General features: G+C 74.1%; 21 protein-coding genes. 10 read left to right on the top strand and 11 right to left on the bottom strand.

Annotated features, from left to right (window positions below; all coding sequences use genetic code 11):
• Window positions 1-4: 4 nt before the first annotated feature.
• Window positions 5-1234, bottom strand: coding sequence for a sensor histidine kinase (locus ABD979_RS03770; protein ID WP_345506103.1), 1230 nt, complete (start codon window positions 1232-1234; stop codon window positions 5-7).
• 135 nt (window positions 1235-1369) lie between these two features.
• On the opposite strand from ABD979_RS03770, the gene ABD979_RS03765 reads away from it, so the two are divergent.
• A complete protein-coding gene (locus ABD979_RS03765) occupies window positions 1370-1579 on the top strand; it encodes a DUF1918 domain-containing protein (RefSeq protein WP_345506102.1) in 210 nt (69 codons plus the stop codon).
• Here the strand turns inward: ABD979_RS03765 and hutI are convergent.
• From hutI to ABD979_RS03750, 3 genes are read right to left on the bottom strand one after another with little or no spacing between them, the layout of a single operon-like run.
• Window positions 1576-2781 (bottom strand): imidazolonepropionase, encoded by a 1206-nt coding sequence (hutI, locus tag ABD979_RS03760; protein WP_345506101.1) that lies wholly within the window; start codon window positions 2779-2781, stop codon window positions 1576-1578. The genes ABD979_RS03765 and hutI overlap by 4 nt on opposite strands.
• The gene (locus ABD979_RS03755; RefSeq protein WP_345506100.1) at window positions 2778-4112 is read right to left on the bottom strand and encodes a formimidoylglutamate deiminase; all 1335 of its coding nucleotides are present in this window, start codon (window positions 4110-4112) and stop codon (window positions 2778-2780) included. The genes hutI and ABD979_RS03755 overlap by 4 nt, the downstream gene beginning before the upstream one ends.
• Window positions 4109-5362 (bottom strand): allantoate amidohydrolase, encoded by a 1254-nt coding sequence (locus ABD979_RS03750; protein ID WP_345506099.1) that lies wholly within the window; start codon window positions 5360-5362, stop codon window positions 4109-4111. The genes ABD979_RS03755 and ABD979_RS03750 overlap by 4 nt, the downstream gene beginning before the upstream one ends.
• 29 nt (window positions 5363-5391) lie before the next feature.
• Here ABD979_RS03750 and ABD979_RS03745 point away from each other — a divergent pair, with 29 nt between their 5' ends.
• Together ABD979_RS03745 and ABD979_RS03740 are read left to right on the top strand one after the other, a co-directional pair.
• A complete protein-coding gene (locus ABD979_RS03745) occupies window positions 5392-5913 on the top strand; it encodes an aminoacyl-tRNA deacylase (RefSeq protein ID WP_345506098.1) in 522 nt (173 codons plus the stop codon).
• Between the two features lie 139 nt (window positions 5914-6052).
• Window positions 6053-6430, top strand: coding sequence for a DUF3253 domain-containing protein (locus tag ABD979_RS03740; RefSeq protein ID WP_345506097.1), 378 nt, complete (start codon window positions 6053-6055; stop codon window positions 6428-6430).
• 89 nt (window positions 6431-6519) lie between these two features.
• On the opposite strand, the gene hutU is transcribed toward ABD979_RS03740, so the two are convergent.
• Window positions 6520-8175, bottom strand: coding sequence for a urocanate hydratase (hutU, locus tag ABD979_RS03735; protein ID WP_345506096.1), 1656 nt, complete (start codon window positions 8173-8175; stop codon window positions 6520-6522).
• Window positions 8176-8357: 182 nt separating this feature from the next.
• A complete protein-coding gene (gene hutH, locus ABD979_RS03730) occupies window positions 8358-9896 on the bottom strand; it encodes a histidine ammonia-lyase (RefSeq protein WP_345506095.1) in 1539 nt (512 codons plus the stop codon).
• Window positions 9897-9997: 101 nt separating this feature from the next.
• Between hutH and ABD979_RS03725 the strand changes: the two genes are divergently transcribed.
• The 6 genes from ABD979_RS03725 to ABD979_RS03700 all read left to right on the top strand — a co-directional run bounded on the left by ABD979_RS03725 (window position 9998) and on the right by ABD979_RS03700 (window position 16939).
• Window positions 9998-10843 carry an IclR family transcriptional regulator gene (locus ABD979_RS03725; RefSeq protein WP_345506094.1) on the top strand — a complete coding sequence of 282 codons (846 nt, stop codon included), beginning with the start codon at window positions 9998-10000 and terminating at the stop codon, window positions 10841-10843.
• A gap of 10 nt (window positions 10844-10853) precedes the next feature.
• Window positions 10854-11831: an NAD(P)H-quinone oxidoreductase gene (locus ABD979_RS03720; RefSeq protein WP_345506093.1), complete on the top strand. Its 978-nt coding sequence runs from the start codon at window positions 10854-10856 to the stop codon at window positions 11829-11831.
• 102 nt (window positions 11832-11933) lie between these two features.
• A complete protein-coding gene (locus ABD979_RS03715; RefSeq protein ID WP_345506092.1) occupies window positions 11934-12551 on the top strand; it encodes a PadR family transcriptional regulator in 618 nt (205 codons plus the stop codon).
• The gene (locus tag ABD979_RS03710) at window positions 12548-13285 is read left to right on the top strand and encodes an ABC transporter ATP-binding protein (RefSeq protein ID WP_425583903.1); all 738 of its coding nucleotides are present in this window, start codon (window positions 12548-12550) and stop codon (window positions 13283-13285) included. Before ABD979_RS03715 ends, ABD979_RS03710 begins: the two co-directional genes overlap by 4 nt.
• 1 nt (window position 13286) lies before the next feature.
• Window positions 13287-16202: an FtsX-like permease family protein gene (locus ABD979_RS03705; protein WP_345506091.1), complete on the top strand. Its 2916-nt coding sequence runs from the start codon at window positions 13287-13289 to the stop codon at window positions 16200-16202.
• Window positions 16203-16291: 89 nt separating this feature from the next.
• On the top strand, window positions 16292-16939 hold the full coding sequence (locus ABD979_RS03700; protein ID WP_345506090.1) for a bacterial proteasome activator family protein: 648 nt from the start codon (window positions 16292-16294) through the stop codon (window positions 16937-16939).
• Between the two features lie 6 nt (window positions 16940-16945).
• On the opposite strand, the gene ABD979_RS03695 is transcribed toward ABD979_RS03700, so the two are convergent.
• Entirely contained in the window at window positions 16946-17629 is a 684-nt protein-coding gene (locus ABD979_RS03695) for a histidine phosphatase family protein (protein WP_345506089.1), read from the bottom strand.
• Window positions 17626-17823 carry a hypothetical protein gene (locus ABD979_RS03690; protein ID WP_345506088.1) on the bottom strand — a complete coding sequence of 66 codons (198 nt, stop codon included), beginning with the start codon at window positions 17821-17823 and terminating at the stop codon, window positions 17626-17628. Before ABD979_RS03690 ends, ABD979_RS03695 begins: the two co-directional genes overlap by 4 nt.
• A 96-nt stretch (window positions 17824-17919) precedes the next feature.
• On the opposite strand from ABD979_RS03690, the gene ABD979_RS03685 reads away from it, so the two are divergent.
• Window positions 17920-19620, top strand: a complete 1701-nt coding sequence (locus ABD979_RS03685; protein ID WP_345506087.1) for a metallophosphoesterase family protein — start codon at window positions 17920-17922, stop codon at window positions 19618-19620.
• On the opposite strand, the gene ABD979_RS03680 is transcribed toward ABD979_RS03685, so the two are convergent.
• The 3 genes from ABD979_RS03680 to ABD979_RS03670 form a co-directional block, all read right to left on the bottom strand.
• On the bottom strand, window positions 19610-21382 hold the full coding sequence (locus tag ABD979_RS03680) for an AMP-binding protein (RefSeq protein WP_345506086.1): 1773 nt from the start codon (window positions 21380-21382) through the stop codon (window positions 19610-19612). The two genes, ABD979_RS03685 and ABD979_RS03680, sit on opposite strands and share 11 nt — an antisense overlap.
• Before the next feature lie 22 nt (window positions 21383-21404).
• Window positions 21405-22070: a PH domain-containing protein gene (locus ABD979_RS03675; RefSeq protein ID WP_345506085.1), complete on the bottom strand. Its 666-nt coding sequence runs from the start codon at window positions 22068-22070 to the stop codon at window positions 21405-21407.
• A 117-nt stretch (window positions 22071-22187) separates the two neighbouring features.
• Entirely contained in the window at window positions 22188-22580 is a 393-nt protein-coding gene (locus tag ABD979_RS03670; RefSeq protein WP_345506084.1) for an SHOCT domain-containing protein, read from the bottom strand.
• Window positions 22581-22662 lie beyond the last annotated feature (82 nt).

Raw genomic sequence — 22662 nt, 5'->3', positions numbered from 1 at the left:
TCGTTCACGGCTCTCCCTGGGTCGGTGCAGTCGGTGCGGTCGGTGCGCGTTCTGCTGTGAACGGGGCGGGCATCGTCGCGAGCACCTCGTAGCCGCCGCCCGCGCCCGGCCCGGCCGTCAGTGTGCCACCGTGCACCGCGACGCGTTCGCGCATGCCCGCCAGCCCGTGGCCGCGCCCGTCGTCCACGCTGCGCACCCCGATGCCGTCGTCGCGCACGAGGATCCGCAGCCGCCGCTCGTCCTGCTCGACGTCCACGCGCGCGCTCGCGCCGGCGCCCGCGTGCTTGATGACGTTGGTGAGCGACTCCTGCACGACGCGGTATGCCGCCAGGTCGAGCCCCACGGGCCGGGCCCGTTCCGCACCGCGCACCGTGAGCGTCACCGGCACGCCCGCCGCCCGCACGCCGGCCACGAGGTCGTCGAGCTGGGTGACGCCACCGGTCGGGGCGAGCTCGAGGCCCGAGTCGGGGTCACGCAGCACCCCGACGAGCCGGCGGGTCTCGCCCAGCGCGTCGCGCGCCGTCGCGCCGATCGTCTCGAGGGCACCGACCGACCGGGCGAGCGCCCCCTCGGGACGGCGGGTGGCGGCATACGCGGCGCCGTCGGCCTGCACGACGATGACCGACAGCGCGTGCGCGACGACGTCGTGCATCTCGCGCGCGATCGCGGCGCGCTCCTGCTGGGCGGCGAGGAGCAGGGCCTGCTCCCGCTCGCGCTCCATGCGCTCGGCGCGGTCCTGCAGGTCGGCGAGGCGCTGCAGGCGCGCCCGCTTGAGGTCACCGAGCGCCCAGGCCGCGACCGACGCGGCCGCGCACGCGAGGAAGGTGAAGACGAACTCCGCAGCTCCCGGCATCCGTCCGGCGGTGGCCGTGAAGCGCACCCCGGCGATGGCGGAGCCGAGGGCGGCCACGCCGAGGCCGGCGAGGCGCACGCCGCGGCGCCGGTCGTAGGCGGCGAGCGAGTAGAGGGCCACGAGGAAGGCCATGTCGCCGGGCAGCAGGTTGCTCGTCGGCACGACCCGCAGGGCGAGCGCGAGGCTCACGACGGCGAACGCGGCGGCGGGGTGCGACCGGCGCCAGATCAGCGCGAGCGACGACGCCCCGACGATCGCCCACCCCCAGCTGTGCGCCTCACCCAGCAGCACGAGGCCGAGGAGGGCGAGGGCCACGGCCAGGGGCACGTCGAAGAGGAGCGGCCGCCGCTGCAGCCACTCGTAGACCCGTCCCTCGTTCACGGGGCGAGCCTACGAGGGAGGCGCGACGTCGTCGTCCGACCACGGTCGCACGCGTTCGGACAGGGTCGCAGGGCCCTTCCCGCGCGGCCCTCGAGGTGGTGTGCTGGGAGGACGACGAGATCGAGGAGGTGTGCCATGCAGGCACGCGTCGGTGACCGCATCACGATGGCCGCGGAGCACGTCGGGCAGGGCACCCGGGAGGGCACGGTCCGCGAGGTCAAGGGCGAGGGCGGCGGCCCGCCCTACGTCGTCGAGTGGTCGGACGGCCACACGGGGATCATCCACCCCGGCCCCGGCTCGGTGCTGCGCTGCGAGCACCCCGACGACGCGCCGACGGGCTCCTAGCCGCCGACGGGCGCCCGCAGCTCGAGCGCCCGGGCGATGGGCACGCCGGCGCGGTAGGCCAGGTGCAGGTGGCTCGGGGCCTCGAGCACGGCCAGCTCGGCCGGGAGGCCGGGCGCGACCCGGCGCTCGAGCCCCAGCGACCGCGCCGAGGCCGCCGTCGCGGCGTGCAGCGCCTCGGCGGGCGTCATCCCCATCTCGCGCACCGCGAGCGCGATGGCGAAGGGGATCGACGAGGAGTAGCACGTGCCGGGGTTGCAGTCGCTCGCGAGCGCGACGTCGACGCCGGCGTCGAGCAGGGCCCGCGCGTCGGGGTAGGGCGAGCGGGTCGAGAACTCGACGCCGGGCAGCAGGGTCGCGACCGTCGTGCCGCGCGCCGCCACGAGGGCCTCGACGTCGGTGGGCTCGAGGTACGTGCAGTGGTCGACGCTGCGGGCACCGAGCTCGCAGGCGAGCTGCACGCCCGGCCCGTGGCCGAGCTGGTTGCCGTGCACGCGCAGCGCAAGGCCCGCCGCCCGGCCCGCCTCGAGCACGGCGCGGGACTCCTCGCCGTCGAAGGCGTGGCTCGAGCGCGGCTCGCAGAAGACGTCGATGCTCTCGGCGAGGCCGGCGGTCGTGACGGCCGCGAGCATCGGCCCCGTGACGAGGTCGACGTAGTCGCTCCGGCGCGACGCGAACTCCGGCGGCACGACGTGCGCGCCGAGGAAGGTGGTGTGGGGCGTCACCTCGCGGGCGACGCGCAGCGAGCGCAGCTCGTCGTCCAGCGTCAGGCCGTAGCCGCTCTTGATCTCCACGGTCGTCGTGCCCTGGGCACGCATCTCCGCGACGCGGTGCCCGACGAGCCGGCGCAGCTCGTCGTCGGTGGCCCCACGGGTGGCCGCGACGGACACCGCGATGCCGCCGCCGTCGTAGGGCGTGCCGGTCATCCGGGCGGCGAACTCGGCCGACCGGTCGCCGGCGAAGACGAGGTGGGTGTGCGAGTCGACGAAGCCGGGCACGACGGCGCGCCCGCCGAGGTCGCGCCGCTCGTCGGCGTCGGGCGCGTCGGCCGCGGGACCGACCCACTCGACGACGCCCCCGGCCGACACGACGACGGCGGCGTCGCGGACGATCCCGAGCAGGGCGTCGCCGGGGTCGGTGTGCCTCTCCGCCCGGGCCGGGTCGTTCGTCGTCAGCTCGGCGATGCCGGTGAGGAGCAGGCTCACGCGGGCGCTCCCCCGGTGACGCGGGCGATGGCGCCGCCGAGCAGGCGGCCCACGTCGCCGAGCCGGTGCCGGCCCTCGCTGACGACGACGTCGCCGCCCACGACGACGGTCGAGACGTCGGAGGCCACGCAGGCGTAGATGATCTGGTCGGCGGCCGCCCCGGCCGTGTTGACGGTGTCGGTGCGCACCGTGACGAAGTCGGCGAGCGCCCCCTTGCTGAGGTGCCCACCGTCCGACCAGCCGAGCGAGCGGTAGCCGTTGAACGACGCGGCGAGGAGCAGGTCGTTCGCCGAGAAGCGGTCGCGTTCGTTCGTCACGAGCCGCTCGTGCATCTCGAGGCCGCGCAGCTCCTCGAAGGGGTCGATGACGACGTGCTGGTCCGAGCCGAGCGAGAGCGGGCTGCCGGCGTCGTGCAGGGCGCGCGCCGGGCCGATGCCGTCGGCCAGGTCGCGCTCGGTCGTCGGGCAGAAGCACGCCCCGGTGCCGGTGGAGCCGAGGGCGGCGATGTCGCGGTCCTCGAGGTGCGTCGCGTGCACGGCGGTCACCTGGTTGCCCAGGGCTCCGGCCTCCTCGAGCAGCTCGGTCGGGGTGCGGCCGTAGAACATCTGGCAGGCGAGGTTCTCGCCGTGCTGCTCCGAGAGGTGCACGTGGAGCGGGAGGTCGCCGGCCGCCTCGACCACCCGGGGGAGGTCCTCGCGCCGCACGGCACGCACCGAGTGGATGGCGGCGCCGAGGCGCACGCGGTCGGTCGCGGGGCGCCGCGCGGACATGCGCTCGGCCCACGCCTCGACGGTGCCGTCGCTGAAGCGCCGCTGACCGGGGTGCAGCTCGACGTGGCCGCTCCCGTTGAGCCCGCCCTCGAGGTAGCACGTGTCGAGCAGGGTGAGCCGGATGCCGGCCTCGTCGGCCGCCTGGCGCACCGCGAGCCCCATGGCGTTCGGGTCGCCGTAGGGGTGGCCGCCCGGTCGGTGGTGCACGTAGTGGAACTCGCCGACCACGGTGATGCCGGCCTGCACCATCTCGGCGAAGACGGCCCTCGCGAGCGCGAAGTAGGTGTCGGGGTTGAGCTGCTCGGCCGCGGCGTACATCTGCTCGCGCCAGCTCCAGAAGTTGCCGCCGCCGCCGTTGACGCGTCCGCGGAGCGCCCGGTGGAAGGCGTGGCTGTGCGCGTTGGCCATGCCGGGCAGCGTCACGCCCTCGAGGCGCACGTCGCCGGGCTCCGGCTCGGCGTCGACGAGAACCTCCTTGAGGAGGCCGTCCTGCGTCACGAGACGCACTCGACGGGCGAATCCACCTGTGAGCCAAGCGCTCTCGCACCAGTAGCTGGTCATCGAACGTCCCCCGTCGGTTCAGGACCCGCCTCCGAGCAGAGCTCGGTGACGACGGCGGTGAGGGCCGCCACCCCATGGTGGCAGTCCTCGCGGCCGGCCCACTCGGCGGGTGAGTGCGACACGCCCGTGGGGTTGCGCACGAAGAGCATGGCGCTCGGCACCCCGTGCGTGGCGAGGATGCCGGCGTCGTGCCCCGCGCCGGTGCCGAGCAGGGGCGCCCCGGGCAGGATGCCCCGGAGCCGGTCGAGCAGGCCCGCGTCGAAGGTCGTCGTCGGCGTCCACGACTCGAGCGCCGTCGTGGCGCCGAACGTGGCGGCCTCCTCCGCGACGGCGGCGACGGCCGCCCGCACGGCGTCCTCCGAGCTCCCCCGCGCGTCGAGCCAGGCGGTCGCCCGGCTCGCGATGGCGTTGACCCCACCCGGCACGACCGCGACCTTGCCGACCGTCGCCACGCAGCCCTGCGCGAGCGCTGCGGCGCGCGCCGCCTGCACCACGGCCGCGAGACCGAGCATCGCGTCGGCGCGGTCCTCGAGGCGGGTCGTACCGGCATGGTTCGCCTCGCCGGGCACGTCCACCCGCCAGCGCCCGTGGGGCCAGATGTCGGTGCCGATCGCGACGGCACGAGCCGGGTCGGCGAGGTCGTCGCCGCCGTCGGGCGCGACGGCGAGCGCCTTGCCCTGCTCGACGTGCAGCTCGACGAACCGGCCGACGCGGCGCACGGCCTCGGGGTCGGGGCCGAGGCCTGCGGGGTCGCGCCCGGCCTCTCGCCAGGCCTGCGCCATCGACACGCCGTCGGCGTCGGTGAGCGAGCGCGCACGGTCGGCGTCGAGGGCGCCGGTGATGATGCGGGAGCCGGCGCAGGCGACCCCGAACCGGGCGCCCTCCTCGTCGACGAAGTTGACGACGCCGAGCGGCACGGCGGGCCGGGCGCCGGCCGCGCGGAGCGCGTCGACCGTGGCGAGGGCGCTGACGACGCCGAGCGGGCCGTCGAAGGCACCGCCGTCCGGCACGCTGTCGAGGTGCGAGCCGATGACGACGCCGGGGGTCCGGTCGGGGTCCCCCCACCACGCCCACTGGTTGCCCGCGCGGTCCTCGACGAGCTCGAGCCCGCGCGCCGCGCACTCGCCGGCGAACCACTCGCGCAGGTCGTGGTCGGTGCGGGTCCACGCGTGGCGGCGGTAGCCGCCGGTGGACGCGTCACGCCCCACGGGCTCGAGGTCGGCCCACATCCGGTCGAAGCTCGTCGTCACGCCGCCTCCTCCCCCTTAGGTTGGGTGCCATGGTTCCCGACCGCGATGAGGCCGAGCGTAGTGATCCGGACGAGATCCGCACCCCGGCGGTCGACGCCGTGCGCGCGGCCGGCATCGAGCACGAGGTGACCCGCCACGGGCGCGTCTCCAGCCTCGCCGAGGCGGCGGCCGCCCGGGGCATCGAGCCGCGCGACCTCATCAAGACCCTCGTCGTGCGCCGGTCGGAGGACGACCACGTCTTCGTCCTCGTGCCCGGCGACCGCACCTTCTCGTGGGCCAAGGTGCGCGCCCTGCTCGGCACGAACCGCATCTCGATGCCGGACGCCGACGCCGCGCGCGCCGTCACCGGCTACGAGCGCGGCACCATCACGCCGTTCGGGTCGGCCACCCGGTTGCCCGTCATCGCCGACAGCCACCTCGTCGGCCGCCGCGTCTCGCTCGGCGGCGGCGCCCACGGGGTCGGGCTGACGGTCCGGGGCGACGACGTCATCCGCCTCTTCGAGGCGACCGTCGCCGACATCTCCGACGAGGAGGTCCGCCAGACCCCCTGACCCCTCAACCGTCGAGAGGCCAGAGTTCGTGGGTGCCCGACCGTCGAGAGGCCACTCCTCGCGGGTCAGCGCCCGACGAGAGGCCACCGTTCGCGGGTGGTGGCACGTCGAGAGGTCAGGATGCCGGAGACTGGTCAGCATGTCCCGCACCCCGCTGCCCACCAAGCCCTGCGCCCGCTGCGGCCGCACCATCACGTGGCGCAAGGCGTGGGCCCGCGACTGGGACTCCGTGCGCTGGTGCTCCGACAGCTGCCGCAAGCACGGCCTGCGCCAGGTCGACCTCGACCTGCAGGACGCGCTCGAGGCCCTGCTCGCCGAGCGGGCGCGGGACGCCTCGGTGTGCCCGAGCGAGGCCGCGCGGGCCGTCGGCGACGACGACTGGCGCGAGCTGATGGAGCCCGCCCGCATGGCGGCCCGGCGACTCGTGGCCGACGGGCGCGCCGAGATCACCCAGGGCGGGCAGGTCATCGACCCCGACCACGCCAAGGGCCCGATCCGGGTGCGCCGCCCCCGCTGAGCTCCCATCGGTCGAGGTGTCCTGCGGTCACGGGTGACCGCGCAACACCTCGACCCGACGAGCGGACCGGGGGCGGACGGCATACGGCCTCAGCCCTCCTGCATGGGGATGCGGACGCCGCGCTCGTGCGCGACCCGGTCGGCGATGTCGTAGCCGGCGTCGACGTGGCGGATGACGCCCATGCCGGGGTCGTTCGTCAGCACGCGGGCCAGCTTCTGCGCGGCGAGGTCGGTGCCGTCGGCGAGGGAGACCTGGCCGGCGTGCAGGCTCCGGCCGATGCCGACGCCGCCGCCGTGGTGGATCGAGACCCAGCTCGCGCCCGAGCTCGTGTTGACGAGCGCGTTGAGCAGCGGCCAGTCGGCGATGGCGTCGGAGCCGTCGGCCATGGACTCGGTCTCGCGGTACGGGGAGGCCACCGAGCCCGAGTCGAGGTGGTCGCGGCCGATGACGACGGGCGCGGAGATCTCCCCCGTGCGCACCATCTCGTTGAACTTCAGGCCGGCCTTGTCGCGCTCGCCGTAGCCGAGCCAGCAGATGCGGGCAGGCAGGCCCTGGAAGGCGATCCGGTCCTGAGCACCGCGGATCCACTTGTGCAGGCGGTCGTTGTCGGGGAAGAGCTCGAGCACGGCCTTGTCGGTCGCGGCGATGTCGCGGGGGTCGCCCGAGAGCGCCGCCCAGCGGAACGGGCCCTTGCCCTCGCAGAAGAGCGGGCGGATGTAGGCCGGCACGAACCCGGGGAACTCGAAGGCGCGGTCGTAGCCGCCGAGGCGGGCCTCGTCGCGGATCGAGTTGCCGTAGTCGAAGACCTCGGCGCCGGCGTCCTGGAACTCGACCATCGCCCTGACGTGCTTGGCCATCGAGGCCCGCGCCCGGTCGGTGAAGTCCTCGGGCTTCTTCTCGGCGTACTCGGCCCAGTCGGCGACGTCGACGCCCTCGGGGAGGTAGCTGAGCGGGTCGTGCGCCGACGTCTGGTCGGTGACGATGTCGATCTCGACGCCACGGCGGAGCAGCTCGGGGAAGACCTCGGCCGCGTTGCCGACGACGCCGACGGACCAGCCACGCCGCTCGCGCTTGGCGGCGAGGGCCTTGCCGATCGCGTCGTCGAGGTCGGTCGCCACCTCGTCGAGGTAGCGGTGCTCGACGCGGCGGTGCAGGCGCGCCGGGTCGACGTCGACGATGAGGCAGGCGCCCTCGTTCATCGTGACGGCGAGCGGCTGGGCGCCGCCCATGCCGCCGCACCCGCCGGTGAGGGTCAGGGTGCCGGCGAGCGTGCCGTTGAACTTCTTCTCGGCGATGGCGGCGAACGTCTCGTACGTGCCCTGGACGATGCCCTGCGTGCCGATGTAGATCCACGACCCGGCCGTCATCTGGCCGTACATCGTCAGGCCGAGGTGCTCGAGGCGACGGAACTCCGGCCACGTCGCCCAGTCGCCGACGAGGTTGGAGTTGGCGATGAGCACGCGCGGCGCCCACTCGTGCGTCTGCATGACGCCGACGGGGCGACCGCTCTGGACGAGCATCGTCTCGTCCTGCTTGAGCGTCGTGAGCGTGCGGACCATGGCGTCGAACGACTTCCAGTCGCGGGCCGCCCGGCCGGTGCCGCCGTAGACGACGAGGTCGTCGGGCCGCTCGGCGTTCTCGGGGTCGAGGTTGTTCATGAGCATCCGCAGCGGGGCCTCGGTGGCCCACGACTGCGCGGTCAGGGTCGTCCCACGCGCTGCGCGGACGGGTCGTGCACCTTCCATGTCACTCTCCTTCGAGTGCGAGAAACCTTGGTATGCCGTGTGATCCACCGTCGAGAGGCCACACGTCGCGGGTCTCCGCCCTTCGAGAGGCCAGTCCGCGTCGCAGACTTCGGCCATTCGACTGGTCAGGACCCGCAGATGTCGGCCTTTCGACGGTTGAGTGGGGGGTGGGAGCAGGGTGGTCAGTGGAGGGGGCCGGTGACGGCCTCGACGGCCGCGAGGGCCCGGCCCGACCGGACGAGCTCGACCGCGGACTCGATCTCCGGGGCGAGGAAGCGGTCGGTGCCGACGCCGGGCACGCTCTCGCGCAGCACCGCGACGACGGCGGCCGTGGCCGGCGACGGCGCGAGCGGGGCGCGCAGCTCGATGCCGCGCGCCGCGGTGAGCAGCTCGACGGCGAGCACCCGGGTCAGGCCGTCGACGGACCGGCGCAGCTTGCGCGCCCCCGACCAGCCCATCGAGACGTGGTCCTCCTGCATCGCCGAGCTGGGGATCGAGTCGACGCTGGCCGGCACCGCGAGGCGCTTCATCTCGGAGACGATGGCGGCCTGGGTGTACTGGGCGATCATGTGGCCCGAGTCGACGCCCGGGTCGTCGGCGAGGAAGGCCGGCAGCCCGTGGCTGCGGGCCGGGTCGAGGAAGCGGTCGGTGCGGCGCTCGGACATCGAGGCGACGTCGGCCGCGACGATGGCGAGGAAGTCGAGCACGTAGGCGACCGGCGCCCCGTGGAAGTTGCCGTTGGACTCGACGCGGCCGTCGGGCGTCACGACGGGGTTGTCGACCGCCGAGGCGAGCTCCCAGCCGGCCACGCGAGCGGCGTGGTCCACGGTGTCGCGGGCCGCGCCCGCCACCTGGGGCGCGCAGCGCAGCGAGTAGGCGTCCTGCACGCGGGTGCACTCCTCGGTGCGGTGCGACTCGCGGATCGCACTGCCCTGCATGACCGCCCGGATGTTCGCGGCCGACGAGGCCTGCCCCGGCTGGGGCCGCAGGGCGTGCAGGTCGGCGGCGAAGACGTCGTCGGAGCCGAGCAGACCCTCGACGCTCATGGCGGCGCACACGTCGGCGACGCGCAGCAGGTGGCGCAGGTCGTCGACGGCGAGCGCGAGCATGCCGAGCATGCCGTCGGTGCCGTTGATGAGGGCGAGGCCCTCCTTCTCGGCGAGCACGACCGGCTCGATCCCGTGATCGCGCAGGGCCGTGCCCGCGTCGGTGAGGGTGCCGTCGGCGAGCCGCACCGGCCCCTCGCCCATGACGGCGAGCGCGCAGTGCGAGAGGGGCGCGAGGTCGCCCGAGCAGCCGAGCGACCCGTACTCGTGCACGACGGGGGTGATCCCGGCGCTCAGCAGGGCGGCATACGCCCTCGCGGTCTCGAGGCGCACGCCCGTGCGGCCGGTCGCGAGGGTCGAGAGGCGGAGCAGCATGAGGGCGCGCACGACCTCGCGCTCCACCTCGGGGCCGCTGCCGGCGGCGTGCGAGCGCACGAGCGAGCGCTGCAGCTGGGCGCGCAGGTCGGTGGGGATGTGGCGCGTGGCGAGCGCGCCGAAGCCGGTCGAGACGCCGTAGTGCGGCACGGTGTCGTGCGCGAGCGCCTCGATGACCGCGCGGCTGCGGGCGATCTCCGCCTCGGCCTCGGCGGACAGCGTGACGGCCGCGCCGTGACGGGCGACGGCGACGACGTCGTCGATCTCGAGGGGGCCGGTGCCGATGGTGACGAGGTGCATGACTCCATGGAAGCGGTCCCCGGGTGGCGCAACGGCCCGCCGAGGTGGACAATTGTCTCGGATGTGAGACGACGACGACCGCACCGGAGGTGACCGCCCCGATGTCCAACGCACCGGCCGCCGCGAACGCCCTCGACGTCCTCGAGCACCTCTCGCGCCATGCGGAACCCGTGCCGGCCGCGTCCATCGCCCGTGACCTCGGCCTGCCCCGCAGCTCGGTCTACCACCTGCTCAAGGTGCTCCACGGCCGCGGCTACGTCACCCACTACGTCGAGGAGCGGCGCTTCGGCCTGGGCCCCGCGGCCTACGAGCTCGGCTCGGCCTACCAGCGACAGGCGCCCCTGGCCCGGGTGGCGCGGGCCGTGATGCGCCGCCTCGTCGACCAGTGCGGCCGCAACGCCCACTTCGCCACCCTCGACGGCCGCGACGTCATCTACCTGCTCGAGGAGCGCGCGCCGGGGCAGCCGATGCTCGTCACCGACGTCGGCGTCCGCCTGCCCGCGCACCTGACCGCGAGCGGGCTCGCGATGCTCTCGGCCCTGCCGGCCACGCAGGTGCGCGCCCTCTACCCCGACCGGGCCTCCTTCGTGCAGCGCAGCGGCGGCGGCCCGGGTTCGCTCGTCGAGCTGCGCGCCGTGCTCGCGCGCACCCGCGCCGACGGCCACGCCCGCGAGGAGGGCACGGTCACCCCGGACCTCTCGTCGGTGGCGGTGCCGGTGCTCGACCGCGCCGGCCGCCCGCTCGCGGCGATCGCCCTGACCCTGCGCACGACCGACGCCACGGGCGAGCACGTCGCCGACCTCGTGGCGCGGGCCCGGACCGCCGCCGACGACATCGCGCGTCGGCTGAGCCCCACCGGCGCCGCGCGGCAGGCCCAGGGTTCCGGACGCACGCCCCCGGCCCGCACCACCGGGGTCTCGGTGCACACGGTGGCCGCCGGTCAATAGAGTCGGTCCCATGCGCGCCATCACCATCCCGCAGCCCGGAGACGCCGACAGCCTCGTCCTCGCCGAGGTGCCCGACCCCGAGGCCGGCCCCGGCCAGGTGCTCGTCGACGTCGTCGCGGCCGGCGTCAACCGGGCCGACGTCATGCAGCGCCTCGGCCACTACCCGCCGCCGGCCGGCGCCTCGGAGTACCCCGGCCTCGAGGTCAGCGGCCGCGTGGCCGCGCTCGGCGAGGGCGTGCAGGGCTGGGCCGTCGGTGACGAGGTGTGCGCCCTCGTCGACGGCGGCGGCTACGCGGAGCACGTCGTCGTGCCGGCCGAGCAGCTGCTGCCCGTGCCGAAGGGCGTCTCCCTCGTCGACGCGGCCGGCCTGCCCGAGGTCGCCTGCACCGTGTGGTCGAACGTCTTCCTCGTCGCGAACATCCAGCCGGGGCAGGTGCTGCTCGTCCACGGCGGCAGCTCGGGCATCGGCACGATGGCCATCCAGCTCGGCAAGGCGGTCGGTGCGCACGTCGCCGTCACCGCGGGCAGCCAGGCCAAGCTCGACGTGTGCCGCGAGCTCGGCGCGGAGTTCCTCGTCAACTACCGCGAGGAGGACTTCGTCGAGCGGGTGCGTGAGCTGACGAAGGGACACGGCGCCGACGTCATCCTCGACAACATGGGCGCGAAGTACCTCGCCCGCAACGTCGAGGCGCTCGCCGTCAACGGTCGGCTCGTGACGATCGGCCTCATGGGTGGCCGCACGGGTGAGCTCGACATGGGCATGCTGCTCGCCAAGCGCGGCGCCGTCATCGCGACGTCGCTGCGTGCCCGCCCGGCCACCGAGAAGGCCGCCATCGTGGCCGCCGTGCGCGAGCACGTGTGGCCGCTCGTCGAGTCCGGCGACGTGCGCCCGATCATCCACTCGCGCCACCCCCTCGAGGACGCCGCCGAGGCGCACCGCGAGATGGAGGCCTCGGGCCACATCGGCAAGATCCTGCTCACCACCTGAGGCCGGGACGCGCCGGGTCGGCGCCACCGCTTGCCCCCTTTCGGAATACTCGGTATACATGCTCTCACCACAGGGAATACCGAGTATGCAGGGGGTCGGCCGATGTCGGTCAAGCAAGGACTGCTCGCACTGCTCGCCGAGGAGCCGATGTACGGCGCCCGGCTGCGCAGCGAGTTCGAGGCACGCACCGGCGGCACGTGGCCGCTCAACGTCGGGCAGGTCTACACGACCCTCGCGCGGCTCGAGCGCGACGGCCTCGTCGAGCCCGTCGGCGGCAGCGACGAGGAGGGCCGCATCGCCTACCGCCTCACCGAGACGGGGCGCGCCGAGATCGCGTCGTGGTGGTCGACCCCCGTCGACCGCGACAGCACGCCGCGTGACGAGCTCGTCATCAAGCTGGCCCTCGCCGTCACCTCACCGGGCGTCGACGTCCAGGGCGTCGTGCAGACCCAGCGCACCGCGACGCTGCGCCACCTGCGCGACCTGACCCGGCTCAAGAGCCGCACGTCCGACGAGCCCGACGCGCACGACCTCGCCTGGCTGCTCGTGCTCGAGAACCTCCTCTTCGCCGCCGAGGCCGAGGTGCGCTGGCTCGACCACGTCGAGGCCACGCTCCGCCGTATGCCGGCAGTCCCCCTCCGCGCGGACGCGCGGTCCGCGCTCCCCGCCGACGAGCCCGCGCCGCGGGCGACCGCTCCCACGACGGGAGGCCGCTCGTGACCACCGCAGCCGCCTCCACCCCCGTGCTCGTGCTCGACGACGTGTCGCGCGTGCACGGCGAGGGCGAGACCGAGGTCGTCGCCCTGAGCCACGCCTCCCTCACCGTCGAGCGCGGCGAGCTCGTCGCCGTCATGGGCCCGTCGGGCTCGGGCAAGTCGAGCCTGCTCAACCTCGCCGGCGGCCTCGACCGCGCGACGAGCGGCCGCGTCGTCGTCGAGGGCGTCGACGTCTCCGCGCTCGACGCCACGGGTCTCGCCGCGCTGCGCCGCCGCTCCATCGGCTTCGTCTTCCAGGACCTCAACCTCATCCCCAGCCTGACCGCAGCCGAGAACATCGGCCTGCCGCTCGAGCTCGACGGCTGGTCGGTGCGCCGCGCGCGGGGCCAGGCCCTCGACGCGCTCGACCGGCTGCGCCTGCGCGAGCTCGCCGACCGCTACCCCGACCAGATGTCGGGTGGCCAGCAGCAGCGCGTCGCCATCGCCCGCGCCCTCGTGGGCGAGCGCTCGCTCGTGCTGGCCGACGAGCCGACCGGCGCCCTCGACTCGCACACGGGCGAGGGCGTGCTGAAGATCCTGCGCCAGCGCTGCGACGCCGGCGCGGCCGGCCTGCTCGTCACGCACGAGGCGCGGCACGCGGCCTGGGCCGACCGGGTCGTCTTCCTGCGCGACGGCGTCGTCGTCGACGAGACGGGCGCCCCCGACTCGGCCGACTCGCTCCTGACCCGGACGCACTGACGTGGGCCGGCACAGCACCGACACCCCTGCGACCTCGCCCGCCTCGCCCGCCTCCCACGGGTCACGGCTCGACCGCTGGCGCGCCGGCTGGAGGGTGTCGCTCCGGATGGCGCGGCGCGACGTGCGCCGCCACCGCGGCCGCAGCCTGCTCATCGTCGTCATGGTGGGCCTGCCCGTCCTGCTCCTGACCGCCGGCAGCACCCTGTGGTTCAGCGAGGACCTCGACGCCGCCGAGCGCCTGCCGCTGCAGCTCGGGCAGACGCAGGGCTACCTCGTCGACCCCCTGGACTCCGCGATCCACCAGCTCGTCGACCCACGGACGTCGTACGGGACCGGCCCCGACGCCACCGAGCCGCGGGCGAAGGTCATCCCGGGTTACGCGTCCGGCCAGGAGGCCGGGGCGCTGGGCCGTCTGGTCGGAGGCGCCGTCCACCCGGTCACGCTGTCGAGCGGGACGGCGCGCGTCGACGACCGCTCGCTCCGGGTGGAGGTCATGGGCGTCGATGCCTCGTCCGCGGCTGCCGCGCTCTCCCCCAAGCTGTCACTGGAGTCCGGGCGCTGGGCCCGCGCAGCGGACGAGGTCGTCGTCACGGACCTCGGCCTCGCGGCCGGCCTTCCCCGCAGCGGGAGCGTCGAGCTGCGCATGCCGACGCCCGAAGGCCGCTCGGAGCCGCACTCGGTGACCGTCGTCGGTGTCGGCACGGGCTACGCGTCCTGGGGGGCGCAAGACGTCCACCCCGTAGAACTCGTCGGGCTGCCCCAGACCGGCGCGATCGAGCGGCAGTGGCTCGTCGAACGGGCCACCTCGCTGACCTGGCCCGAGGTCGAGCGTCTCAACACGTACGGTGTCGGCGTCTACAGTCGGCACGTCGCCCTGAACCCCGACACCATGGTGCTGCCCCCCGACGTCACCCTCCCCTCCGACTCCAGCGCGCTCTTCGTCGTCGTCGCGGCCTCGTTCGGGCTGCTGCTGCTCACGACGATGCTCGCGGGACCTGCGTTCGCCGTGAGCGCCGCCCGGCAGCGGCACTCGCTGGCACTGGCCGCCTCGAACGGCGCGACCCGATCACAGCTGCGCCGGACCGTCCTGGGCCAGGCCCTCGTGCTGGGCGCCCTTTCCGCAGTCGTCGGCGCAGCGTCCGGACTCGTCCTCGGCCTGGTGGCCGCCTCACTGACCCACGGGGCCCGTCCCGACCACTTCTTCGGGCCCCTGCAGGTCTCGTGGTCCTCCGTCCTCATCGTCACGGCCGCCGGCATCACCAGCTCCGTGGTGGCGGCTCTCGTGCCGAGCCGCGGCCTGGGTCGCCTCGACATCGTGTCGGTGCTCAAGGGGCAGAACGTGTCGGCGCCGCTGCGTCGGCGTGTGCCGGTCCTCGGCGCTGCGCTCACCGCGGTGGGCATCGGCGCCGTCCTCTTCGCCTCCTATCGAACTGCCGACGCCTACATCTACGTCTACCTCGGCGGCGCTGCACTCACGGTCCTGGGGTCGCTGCTCATCGTGCCGCTCGTGCTCTCGCTCGTGGCCCGGACCGCCCACGCCATGCCACTGCCGGCCCGGATGGCCGCACGGGAGGCAGGGCGACACCGCGGCCGCGCCACGCCGACGGTCGCCGCGATCATGGGTGGCGCGGCCGTGCTCGCGACCATGTGCATCGGTCTCCAGGCCGACACCGAGCGTGGGGCCCGCACCTACACCCCGCAGCTGGTCGAGGGCCAGGGCATCATCGACACTCCCCAGGCTCTGTCGCGGGAGGAGGCGCGGGAGATCGTCCGGGCCGCCGATCCCGACCTGGTCTCCCTGACCCCCCGGACCCTCATGCCCCGTGCGGACGGCACGACGGTCGCCCTGGCCGCGGCGCAGCCCGGCTGCTCCTTCGCCCAGACGGCGCCCCAGATCGCCTACGACCCCAACAGCTCCACGTCACCCGGGGATGCGCTCCCCCGGTGCGCCACGATAGCCAGCGAGGCCTACTTCCCGGGGTCCGGCCTCGTCGTTGCCGACGCCGACGAGCTCAGCGACTTCGCCGGGCTGGACGACGCGCAGCGGCGCATCCTCGTCGGTGGCGGCCTCGCGGTGCTCGACCCCGCCGTCGCCCGGGCACTGCCTGCCGTCACGACCCAGTGGCAGCAGAGCACACCCATCGCGCAGCTGAGGCCCGTGGACATCCCGCTCGACGGCGACACCTCCAGCTGGTACCTCTACTCCTTCAAGACCGACGACACCGGCAGGGCCGTCGGCTCAAGCGTCCGGCAGAGCCGCATCACCGTCCCCGTGGTGAAGCTCGACCACGAGCAGTGGATGCGCGTGCTCGGTGGCGGCTACGGCGGGGTCGGGGCGTTCCTCACGACGGCGGCCGTCGACCGTCTCGACGTGACGACGGCGGACAGCGCCACGTTGGTTCGGGGGAGGTCCGCGATCAGCCAGGCACAGGAAGGCGCTCTCCGCGACGCGCTCCAGGCGCGCGTGCCCGACGGCGGCTTCACGGTCGAGCGCGGCTACCGGCGGCAGGACGGCTTCATCCTGGCCATCGCCATCGGCATGATCGCGCTCATCATCCTCGTGGCCACGCTCATCGCGACGGCGCTCGGGCAGGCCGAGGCCGCTCCGCTGCTCGGCACCCTCGCGGCCGTCGGCGCGACCCGGCGCACCCGCCGGGCGCTCGCCGCGTCGCAGGCGGTCTACCTCGCGCTCGTCGGGGCCGTTCTCGGGGTCCTCGTCGGGCTGGCACCGGGAATCGCGATCTCCCGCATCATCACCGCGACCTACACCGAGGGAGGCATGGACTTCAGCACCGTCATCATCAGCATCCCGTGGCTGCAGATCCTGGCCCCGGTGGTCCTCGTGCCCCTCGTGGCCGGGGCGCTCGCCTGGGTCTCGATCCGGCGGGCCCCCGTGGTGGTGCGGCGGGCCACCTGAGCCCGCCGGCCGGCACACCCCTCGGGACAGGCCCGTGCGACCTGACCGGGGACGCACGGGCCCCGTCCCCGTGGGGCAGGATGGGGCGCATGAGCGACGACGTGAGCCGACAGGGACCGGGCAGCGACACCGCCATGGGCGACGACCCGCGCATCGTCGTGGTGACCCCCAACGGCATGGGGGTCGCCGGCCCCGGTGACGGCGAGCGGGGCGGCAACCCCGAGGCGCAGCAGCGGGACGGGTCGGGCGAGTCGCACGAGGAGCACGAGCGCTCCCGCGAGCGCACCAACCCGGCCGACCTCGTCGAGGAGCCGGCCAAGGTGATGCGCATCGGCTCGATGATCAAGCAGCTGCTCGAGGAGGTGCGGGGCGCCCCGCTCGACGAGGCGGGTCGCCGGCGCCTCGCCGAGGTGCACCACCGCTCCCTCGACGAGCTCAAGGACGGCCTCGCGCCCGAGCTCGTGGCCGAGCTCGACCGGATCGCCCTGCCGTTCCGCGACGAGTCCCCGAGCGACGCCGAGCTGCGCATCGCCCAGGCCCAGCTCGTCGGCTGGCTCGAGGGCCTCTTCCACGGCATCCAGACCGCGCTCGTCGCGCAGCAGATGGCCGCGCAGCAGCAGCTCCAGCAGATGCGGGCCCTGCCGCCCGGCCCCGGCGCGTCGTACGGCACCCCGCACGGCCTGCAACCGGGCGAGCCGCACCCCGGCGACGCCGGCCCCACCGGCCAGTACCTGTGATCGCCCTCAGAGCCAGCTCGACCGCTCGCGCTCGGTCGGCACGACGCCCGGGTCCCACTGCGTGAAGGGCTGCTCGAGCCGGTAGTGGTGGTCGGCCTGCTTGCGCAGCACGACGCTGGCCGCGTTGCCCGGGTTGTCGAGGGACTCGAAGTACTCGACGCTCCAGTGGAACCAGCGCATGCAGAACAGCCGCATCGTCAGCCCGTGCGTCACCACGACGACGTTCCGTGGGGCGGCGGGCGTCTCGAAGTTGCGGTGCATCGACTCGAGGAACGTCGAGACGCGGTCGTAGACGTCCGAGCCGGACTCACCGTCGCTGAAGCGGTAGAAGAAGTGGCCGTAGCGGTCGCGCAGCGCCTTCTCCTCGGCGATGACGGTGGGGTCCTGGAAGTTGGCCCAGTCCTGCTCGCGCAGGCGCGGCTCCACCCGCACGTCGCGGTCGGCCACCGGCAGCTCCAGCGCCGCGAGCGTCTGCCGCGTGCGCAGGTAGGGCGAGACGTAGACCTCCACCGACGCGCCGTCCAGCACCTCGCGGATCCGTGCGCCGGCGGCCCGCGCCTGCTCGAAACCCTTGGGCGTCAGGCCGATCCGGTGGTCGGGCACCCGCTCGTAGATCGTGTCGTCGGCGTTGGCCTCCGACTCGCCGTGGCGCACGAGGATGATCCGGTCGGGTCGGTGCTCGAGGCTCACCGCCTCAGGGTACGGCCGCGACCCTGCGCCGCCCACGGCGCGACGACGAGGAGCAGCCAGGCGAACCCGAGGCCGAGGCTCGCGACGAGCACGACCGCACCCGCCCACGCGCCGAGCACGCGCGGCCCGAGCAGGAGCAGGACGGCATACCCGACCGACGACGCGACGACGACTGCCCTGCGGCGCGGACCCATGACTCCTCCTCGATGCCGATGCAGCCATCCGAGCATGCCGAGGTGAACGCCCGGTGCTCGCGGGGTGACGCGTACCGGGCCGGTTAGGGTGAGGCAATGCGACTGGTGGGCGCCCTGACGGGAGGCGAGAACCCGTGGGTGCGCCGCGCCTCCGCGGTGCTCTCGTGGATCGCCGTCCTCGCGGCCTGCTACCTCGGTGGTGTCGCCGCGACGAACCTCGCGCCCACCGTGGCCGAGACGTCGCAGTACCGCGCGGTGCTGCGCCTCGACCCGGTGCCGCGCCACTCCCCCGTGCTGCACGCGCCGACCATCGTCGGCGACGTGGACGTCCAGTTCGCCTCTCCGCTGGTCGCGCCCGGCCTCGACGTGCAGGTGTCGGTGCGCGAGGAGATCACCAACCTCTTCACGCGGCCCAACGTCGACATCCGGGCCCTGCAGCCGTCGGGCGACGAGATCTCCGACGCGATCCGGCAGGCCGCCGTCGGCGTCGGCGTCCGCTTCCTGCTCGGGGCCGTCGCCATCGCCGTCCTGCTCGCGCTCGCGTCGCACTACATCCGCCAGCGCACGACGCACCGCCACCACGTCGTCTTCGTGGCGTCGGCGACCGCCGTCGCGACCGCCGTGACCTTCGGTGGCATCGCCCTGACCTACCAGCCGGACCGCTTCGCCGAGTACCGCACGAGCGGTGTGCTCGGCGTCGTCCAGCGCAACGCCGGCCTGCTCGCCGACGTCGAGGCCCGCGCGAGCCAGGTGACCCCCTACTTCCGCAACCTGCTCGCCGTCACCCAGGCGCTGCAGCAGAAGTACGTCGCCGGCAACGTCGACGAGCCCGTGGCTGCGCGCATCCTGCTCGTCTCCGACATCCACGGCGCCAACCAGTACGCCCTGATGCGCACCATCATCGAGGAGGAGGACATCGACGCCGTCATCGACAGCGGTGACCTCGTCAACTTCGGCCGCGTGCAGGAGGGCGACGCCGCGGACATCTACCGCTCCATCGCGTCGTTGGGCGTGCCCTACGTCTTCACGAGCGGCAACCACGACCAGTCGTCGGCGACCGACCGTGCCGTCGTCGCGCGCCTCGGGCGCATCCCCAACGTCGTGCTCCTCGAGGACGCCGCGGGCGCGCTGCGCGAACTGAGCTTCCACGGGCTGCGGATCACCGGCTTCAACGACCCGCGCTACTTCGGCGACGACAACGCCGACCCGACGGCCAAGGCGAGGCCCGCCGCCGAGCGCTACAACGCGACGCTCGCCGACCAGCCCGAGCCCGACGTCGTCGTCACCCACGAGCCGTATGCCGCCGAGCAGGTCGAGCGCGGGAGGATCCTCGTCAACGGGCACATGCACACGCCGGCGATCGAGGGCAACCGGATCCAGGTCGGCACCTTCACCGGCGGCGGGGTCGTGTCGCACTACGCCGAGGGCTCCGGCCAGGAGCTCGACGGCCAGCCGTACGCCTTCGACATCGCGCAGTTCGGCACGTCGTGCGAGCTCACGTCGCTGACCCGCTACTCGTTCCGCAACCTCCTCGAGGGCCGGCCCGCCTACGACAGCGTGCAGGTCATCAGCGGTGCGCGCATCGACCCCTACCGGCCCGTGTCGGGCACGGTGAGCCGGCCGGGCCAGGACCAGCCCGACCCGGCCAAGCGCATCTGCAGCCGCATCGACGAGACGTCGGTGCGCACCCTGCCGGCGCCCGACGGCTCGACCGACGGCTCGACGGACGGCTCGACGGTCGGCCCCGCGGGGACGCCCACCGGTGCCCCGGCGGGCGGTGCGACCGTCAGCCCCTGAGCTCGGGGAACTGGTCGTCGCGCCACTCGCCCGCGGGCCGGTCGGCCCCGGTGGCGTCGAGCTCGGTCTCGCGGCCGCGCAGCTCGACCCGGCGGATCTTGCCCGAGATCGTCTTGGGCAGCTCGAAGAACTCGAGGCGCCGCACCCGCTGCCACGGGGCGAGCCGCGCTCGCGCGTGCGCGAGGATCGAGCGCGCCACGTCCTCGCCCGGCTCGTGCCCGGGCGCGAGCGCGACGTACGCCTTGGGCACGGCGAGCCGCACCGGGTCGGGCGCGGGCACGACGGCCGCCTCCGCCACGGCGGGGTGCTCGATGAGCACCGACTCGACCTCGAACGGGCTGATCTTGTAGTCGCTCGCCTTGAAGACGTCGTCGGTGCGGCCGACGAAGGAGATGTAGCCGTCGGCGTCGACGGAGGCGACGTCGCCGGTGTGGTAGAAACCGGCGGCCATGGCGTCGGCGTTGCGCTGCTCGTCGCCCTGGTAGCCGGTCATGAGCGGCACCGGGCGCTGCGAGAGGTCGAGGCAGATCTCGCCCTCGCGGTTGCCCTGCGCGTCGGCCTCGGTGACGAGCTCGTTCGTCAGCGGGTCGACGACGACGACGGGGCAGCCGGGCAGGGGCCGGCCCATCGAGCCGGGTTTGACCACCGAGCCGGGCGTGTTGCCCACGGCCGCCGTCATCTCGGTCTGGCCGTAGCCGTCACGGATCGTCAGGCCCCAGGCCTTCTCGACCTGCGCGATGACCTCGGGGTTGAGGGGCTCGCCGGCCCCGATGACCTCGCGCAGCGCGCCCGGTCGGGCCCCGAGGTCGCTCGTGATGAGCATGCGCCACACGGTGGGCGGCGCGCAGATCGAGGTGACCTCGTGGGTGTGCAGGACCCGGAGCAGCGCGGCCGGGTCGAACCGCGTGTAGTTGTAGACGAACGCGGTGGCCTCCGCCGCCCACGGCGCGAAGAACGAGGACCACGCGTGCTTGGCCCAGCCGGGGCTGCTGATGTTGAGGTGGATGTCGCCGGGCTGCAGGCCGATCCAGAACATCGTCGTCAGGTGACCGACGGGGTAGGAGCGCTGCGTGTGCTCGACGAGCTTGGGCCGGCTCGTCGTGCCCGAGGTGAAGTAGAGCAGCATCCGGTCGTCGGGACCGGTGCCCGGGTGCTCCGTCGGGGCCGCGTCGAGGGCGTATGCCGCCGCGTGGTCCACCCAGCCGGACGTGGCCGCGCCGGTCGGGTCGGCGGGGTCGGTGCCGCCGACGGCCACGCGCACGTAGTCGCCGGGCACGTCGGCGAGCTTGTGCGCCTCCGAGGCGTTGGTGATGACGGCGCGGGCGCGGCCGCGCTCCATCCGGTCGAGGAGGTCGCCGGGTCCGACGGCCGTCGTCGTCGGCATGACGACGGCGCCGAGCTTGATGACGGCGAGCATCGACTCCCACAGCTCGACCTGGTTGCCGAGCATGAGCACGACGGAGTCGCCGCGACCGATGCCCAGCGCCGAGAGGTGCGCGGCGACCTGGTCGGAGCGGCGGGCCATCTCGTCGTAGGAGTACGACGCGACCGACTCGTCCTGCTCGACGATCGTCAGGCAGGCGCGGTCGTTGCCCCGGGCGATCGCGTCGAACCAGTCGACGCCCCAGTTCCACCGGTCGCCGACGTCGGGGAAGGTGAACTCGCGGGTGGCGCGGGCGTGGTCGCCGCGGAGCGAGAGCAGCTGGTCACGGGCGTCCCGGTACGCCGAGGTCGCGCTGGCAGCGGTGGCAGGTGAGCTCATGGGCCCAGACGATGCCACAGGATCAGAGCCGCTGGTCGTTCCCGTCACCGAGGTCACGCGGGCGTCGCCGCTCCTCGGCCAGCTCGGGGCGCTGCCGCGGGACGGCCGTCGTCTCGTCGTCCGCGCTCGTCGCGGCACCCGCCGCGCCGCCCGCCTCGGCGTCGGGGACGAACCGACCCTGGCTGCGCCGGCGCAGGTCGTCCTCGTCGATGAGGCGGTTGATGAGCTGCTGCACCTCGTTGCTGCGCGGGATGTTCGCGAGGTTCTCGTCGGGGCTGTCGCCGGCCGACTCGATGTGGAGCGAGCCGGAGCGGATGAGCCGGTCGAGCACCGTCTGCTGGAAGCTCACGTCGGTGATCTTCGAGAGGGTGATGTCCTTGCCGTTCTTGGTGAGGATGCCGCGTCGCACCATGACCCGGTGCGTGGTGATGACGTAGTGCGTCGTGCGCCACCGCAGATAGGGCACGACGACGGCCGGGATCGCGATGACGACGAGCACGGCGACGGCGATCCACTGGATGCGGTTGCCCGTCTCGTCGTCGGGCGTGACGACCGCGACGGCGATGCAGGCCCCCGCGAGCAGCAGGCCGAGGATCGTCGGCACGACGACGGTGAGCCAGTGCGGGTGGAGCCCGCGCTCGACCCGCTCGTCCTTGGCCAGCACGTTCTCGGGGAACCCCACGGTCATCCTCCTGTCGGCACGGTCCGGGTGGACCACGGGCACCCGCCCAGCCTAGGCGTTCGCGCGTGCTCCGTGGCGTCGCGACGGGCCGCGGCGACGACCTCGTCGCACCGGACGTGGGAGTCAGCCGGCGGCGAGGATGCGGGCCTTCTGCTGCGCGAGCTCCTCGTCGGTGAGGATGCCCTGCGCGTGCAGGGCGGCCAGCCGCTCGAGCGCCGCGATCATGGCGTCGGCGCCCGTGGCCGCCGGAGCCGCCGGAGGGGCCGGAGCCGCCGGGGCGGGAGGCGCAGGTGGCGGCGCCTGCGCAGCCAGCGCCTGGGCGACGGCGGCCTGCGTGGCGGCGGCCTGGGCCGCGGCCTCCTGCTGCTGACGGTAGGCCTCGGCGTCAGCCGCCTGCTGTGCCTTGGCTCGCTGACCCTGCTGCATCGAGCCGCTCACGGCGTTGGCCGTCCCGGCGACGACGGCCGTGCGGGCGGCCAGGCCCAGCAGACCGGGCCGTCCCCTACGTCCTCTCATGTCCCCTCCTCGTTCGATGCGAGCCGGCGAGCCCGCGAGCCCACGACCCGCGGCGTCGTGGCGTTCGTCGCTCACCTCATGC

The sequence above is a fragment of the Terrabacter aeriphilus genome, assembly GCF_039542985.1.
Lineage (GTDB): Bacteria > Actinomycetota > Actinomycetes > Actinomycetales > Dermatophilaceae > Terrabacter > Terrabacter aeriphilus.
Note: the sequence above shows the minus strand (reverse complement) of the source record. Positions and strands in the feature narration are given on the sequence as shown.

What these genes read in the sequence shown, in the direction of transcription:
- ABD979_RS03765 (WP_345506102.1), top strand. Translation starts at nt 1,370, where the DNA reads ATGCAGGCACGCGTCGGTGACCGCATCACGATGGCCGCGGAGCACGTC.
- ABD979_RS03755 (WP_345506100.1), bottom strand. Translation starts at nt 4,112, where the DNA reads ATGACCAGCTACTGGTGCGAGAGCGCTTGGCTCACAGGTGGATTCGCC.
- ABD979_RS03745 (WP_345506098.1), top strand. Translation starts at nt 5,392, where the DNA reads ATGGTTCCCGACCGCGATGAGGCCGAGCGTAGTGATCCGGACGAGATC.
- ABD979_RS03740 (WP_345506097.1), top strand. Translation starts at nt 6,053, where the DNA reads ATGTCCCGCACCCCGCTGCCCACCAAGCCCTGCGCCCGCTGCGGCCGC.
- hutU (WP_345506096.1), bottom strand. Translation starts at nt 8,175, where the DNA reads ATGGAAGGTGCACGACCCGTCCGCGCAGCGCGTGGGACGACCCTGACC.
- hutH (WP_345506095.1), bottom strand. Translation starts at nt 9,896, where the DNA reads ATGCACCTCGTCACCATCGGCACCGGCCCCCTCGAGATCGACGACGTC.
- ABD979_RS03725 (WP_345506094.1), top strand. Translation starts at nt 9,998, where the DNA reads ATGTCCAACGCACCGGCCGCCGCGAACGCCCTCGACGTCCTCGAGCAC.
- ABD979_RS03720 (WP_345506093.1), top strand. Translation starts at nt 10,854, where the DNA reads ATGCGCGCCATCACCATCCCGCAGCCCGGAGACGCCGACAGCCTCGTC.
- ABD979_RS03715 (WP_345506092.1), top strand. Translation starts at nt 11,934, where the DNA reads ATGTCGGTCAAGCAAGGACTGCTCGCACTGCTCGCCGAGGAGCCGATG.
- ABD979_RS03700 (WP_345506090.1), top strand. Translation starts at nt 16,292, where the DNA reads ATGAGCGACGACGTGAGCCGACAGGGACCGGGCAGCGACACCGCCATG.
- ABD979_RS03690 (WP_345506088.1), bottom strand. Translation starts at nt 17,823, where the DNA reads ATGGGTCCGCGCCGCAGGGCAGTCGTCGTCGCGTCGTCGGTCGGGTAT.
- ABD979_RS03685 (WP_345506087.1), top strand. Translation starts at nt 17,920, where the DNA reads ATGCGACTGGTGGGCGCCCTGACGGGAGGCGAGAACCCGTGGGTGCGC.
- ABD979_RS03680 (WP_345506086.1), bottom strand. Translation starts at nt 21,382, where the DNA reads ATGAGCTCACCTGCCACCGCTGCCAGCGCGACCTCGGCGTACCGGGAC.
- ABD979_RS03675 (WP_345506085.1), bottom strand. Translation starts at nt 22,070, where the DNA reads ATGACCGTGGGGTTCCCCGAGAACGTGCTGGCCAAGGACGAGCGGGTC.
- ABD979_RS03670 (WP_345506084.1), bottom strand. Translation starts at nt 22,580, where the DNA reads ATGAGAGGACGTAGGGGACGGCCCGGTCTGCTGGGCCTGGCCGCCCGC.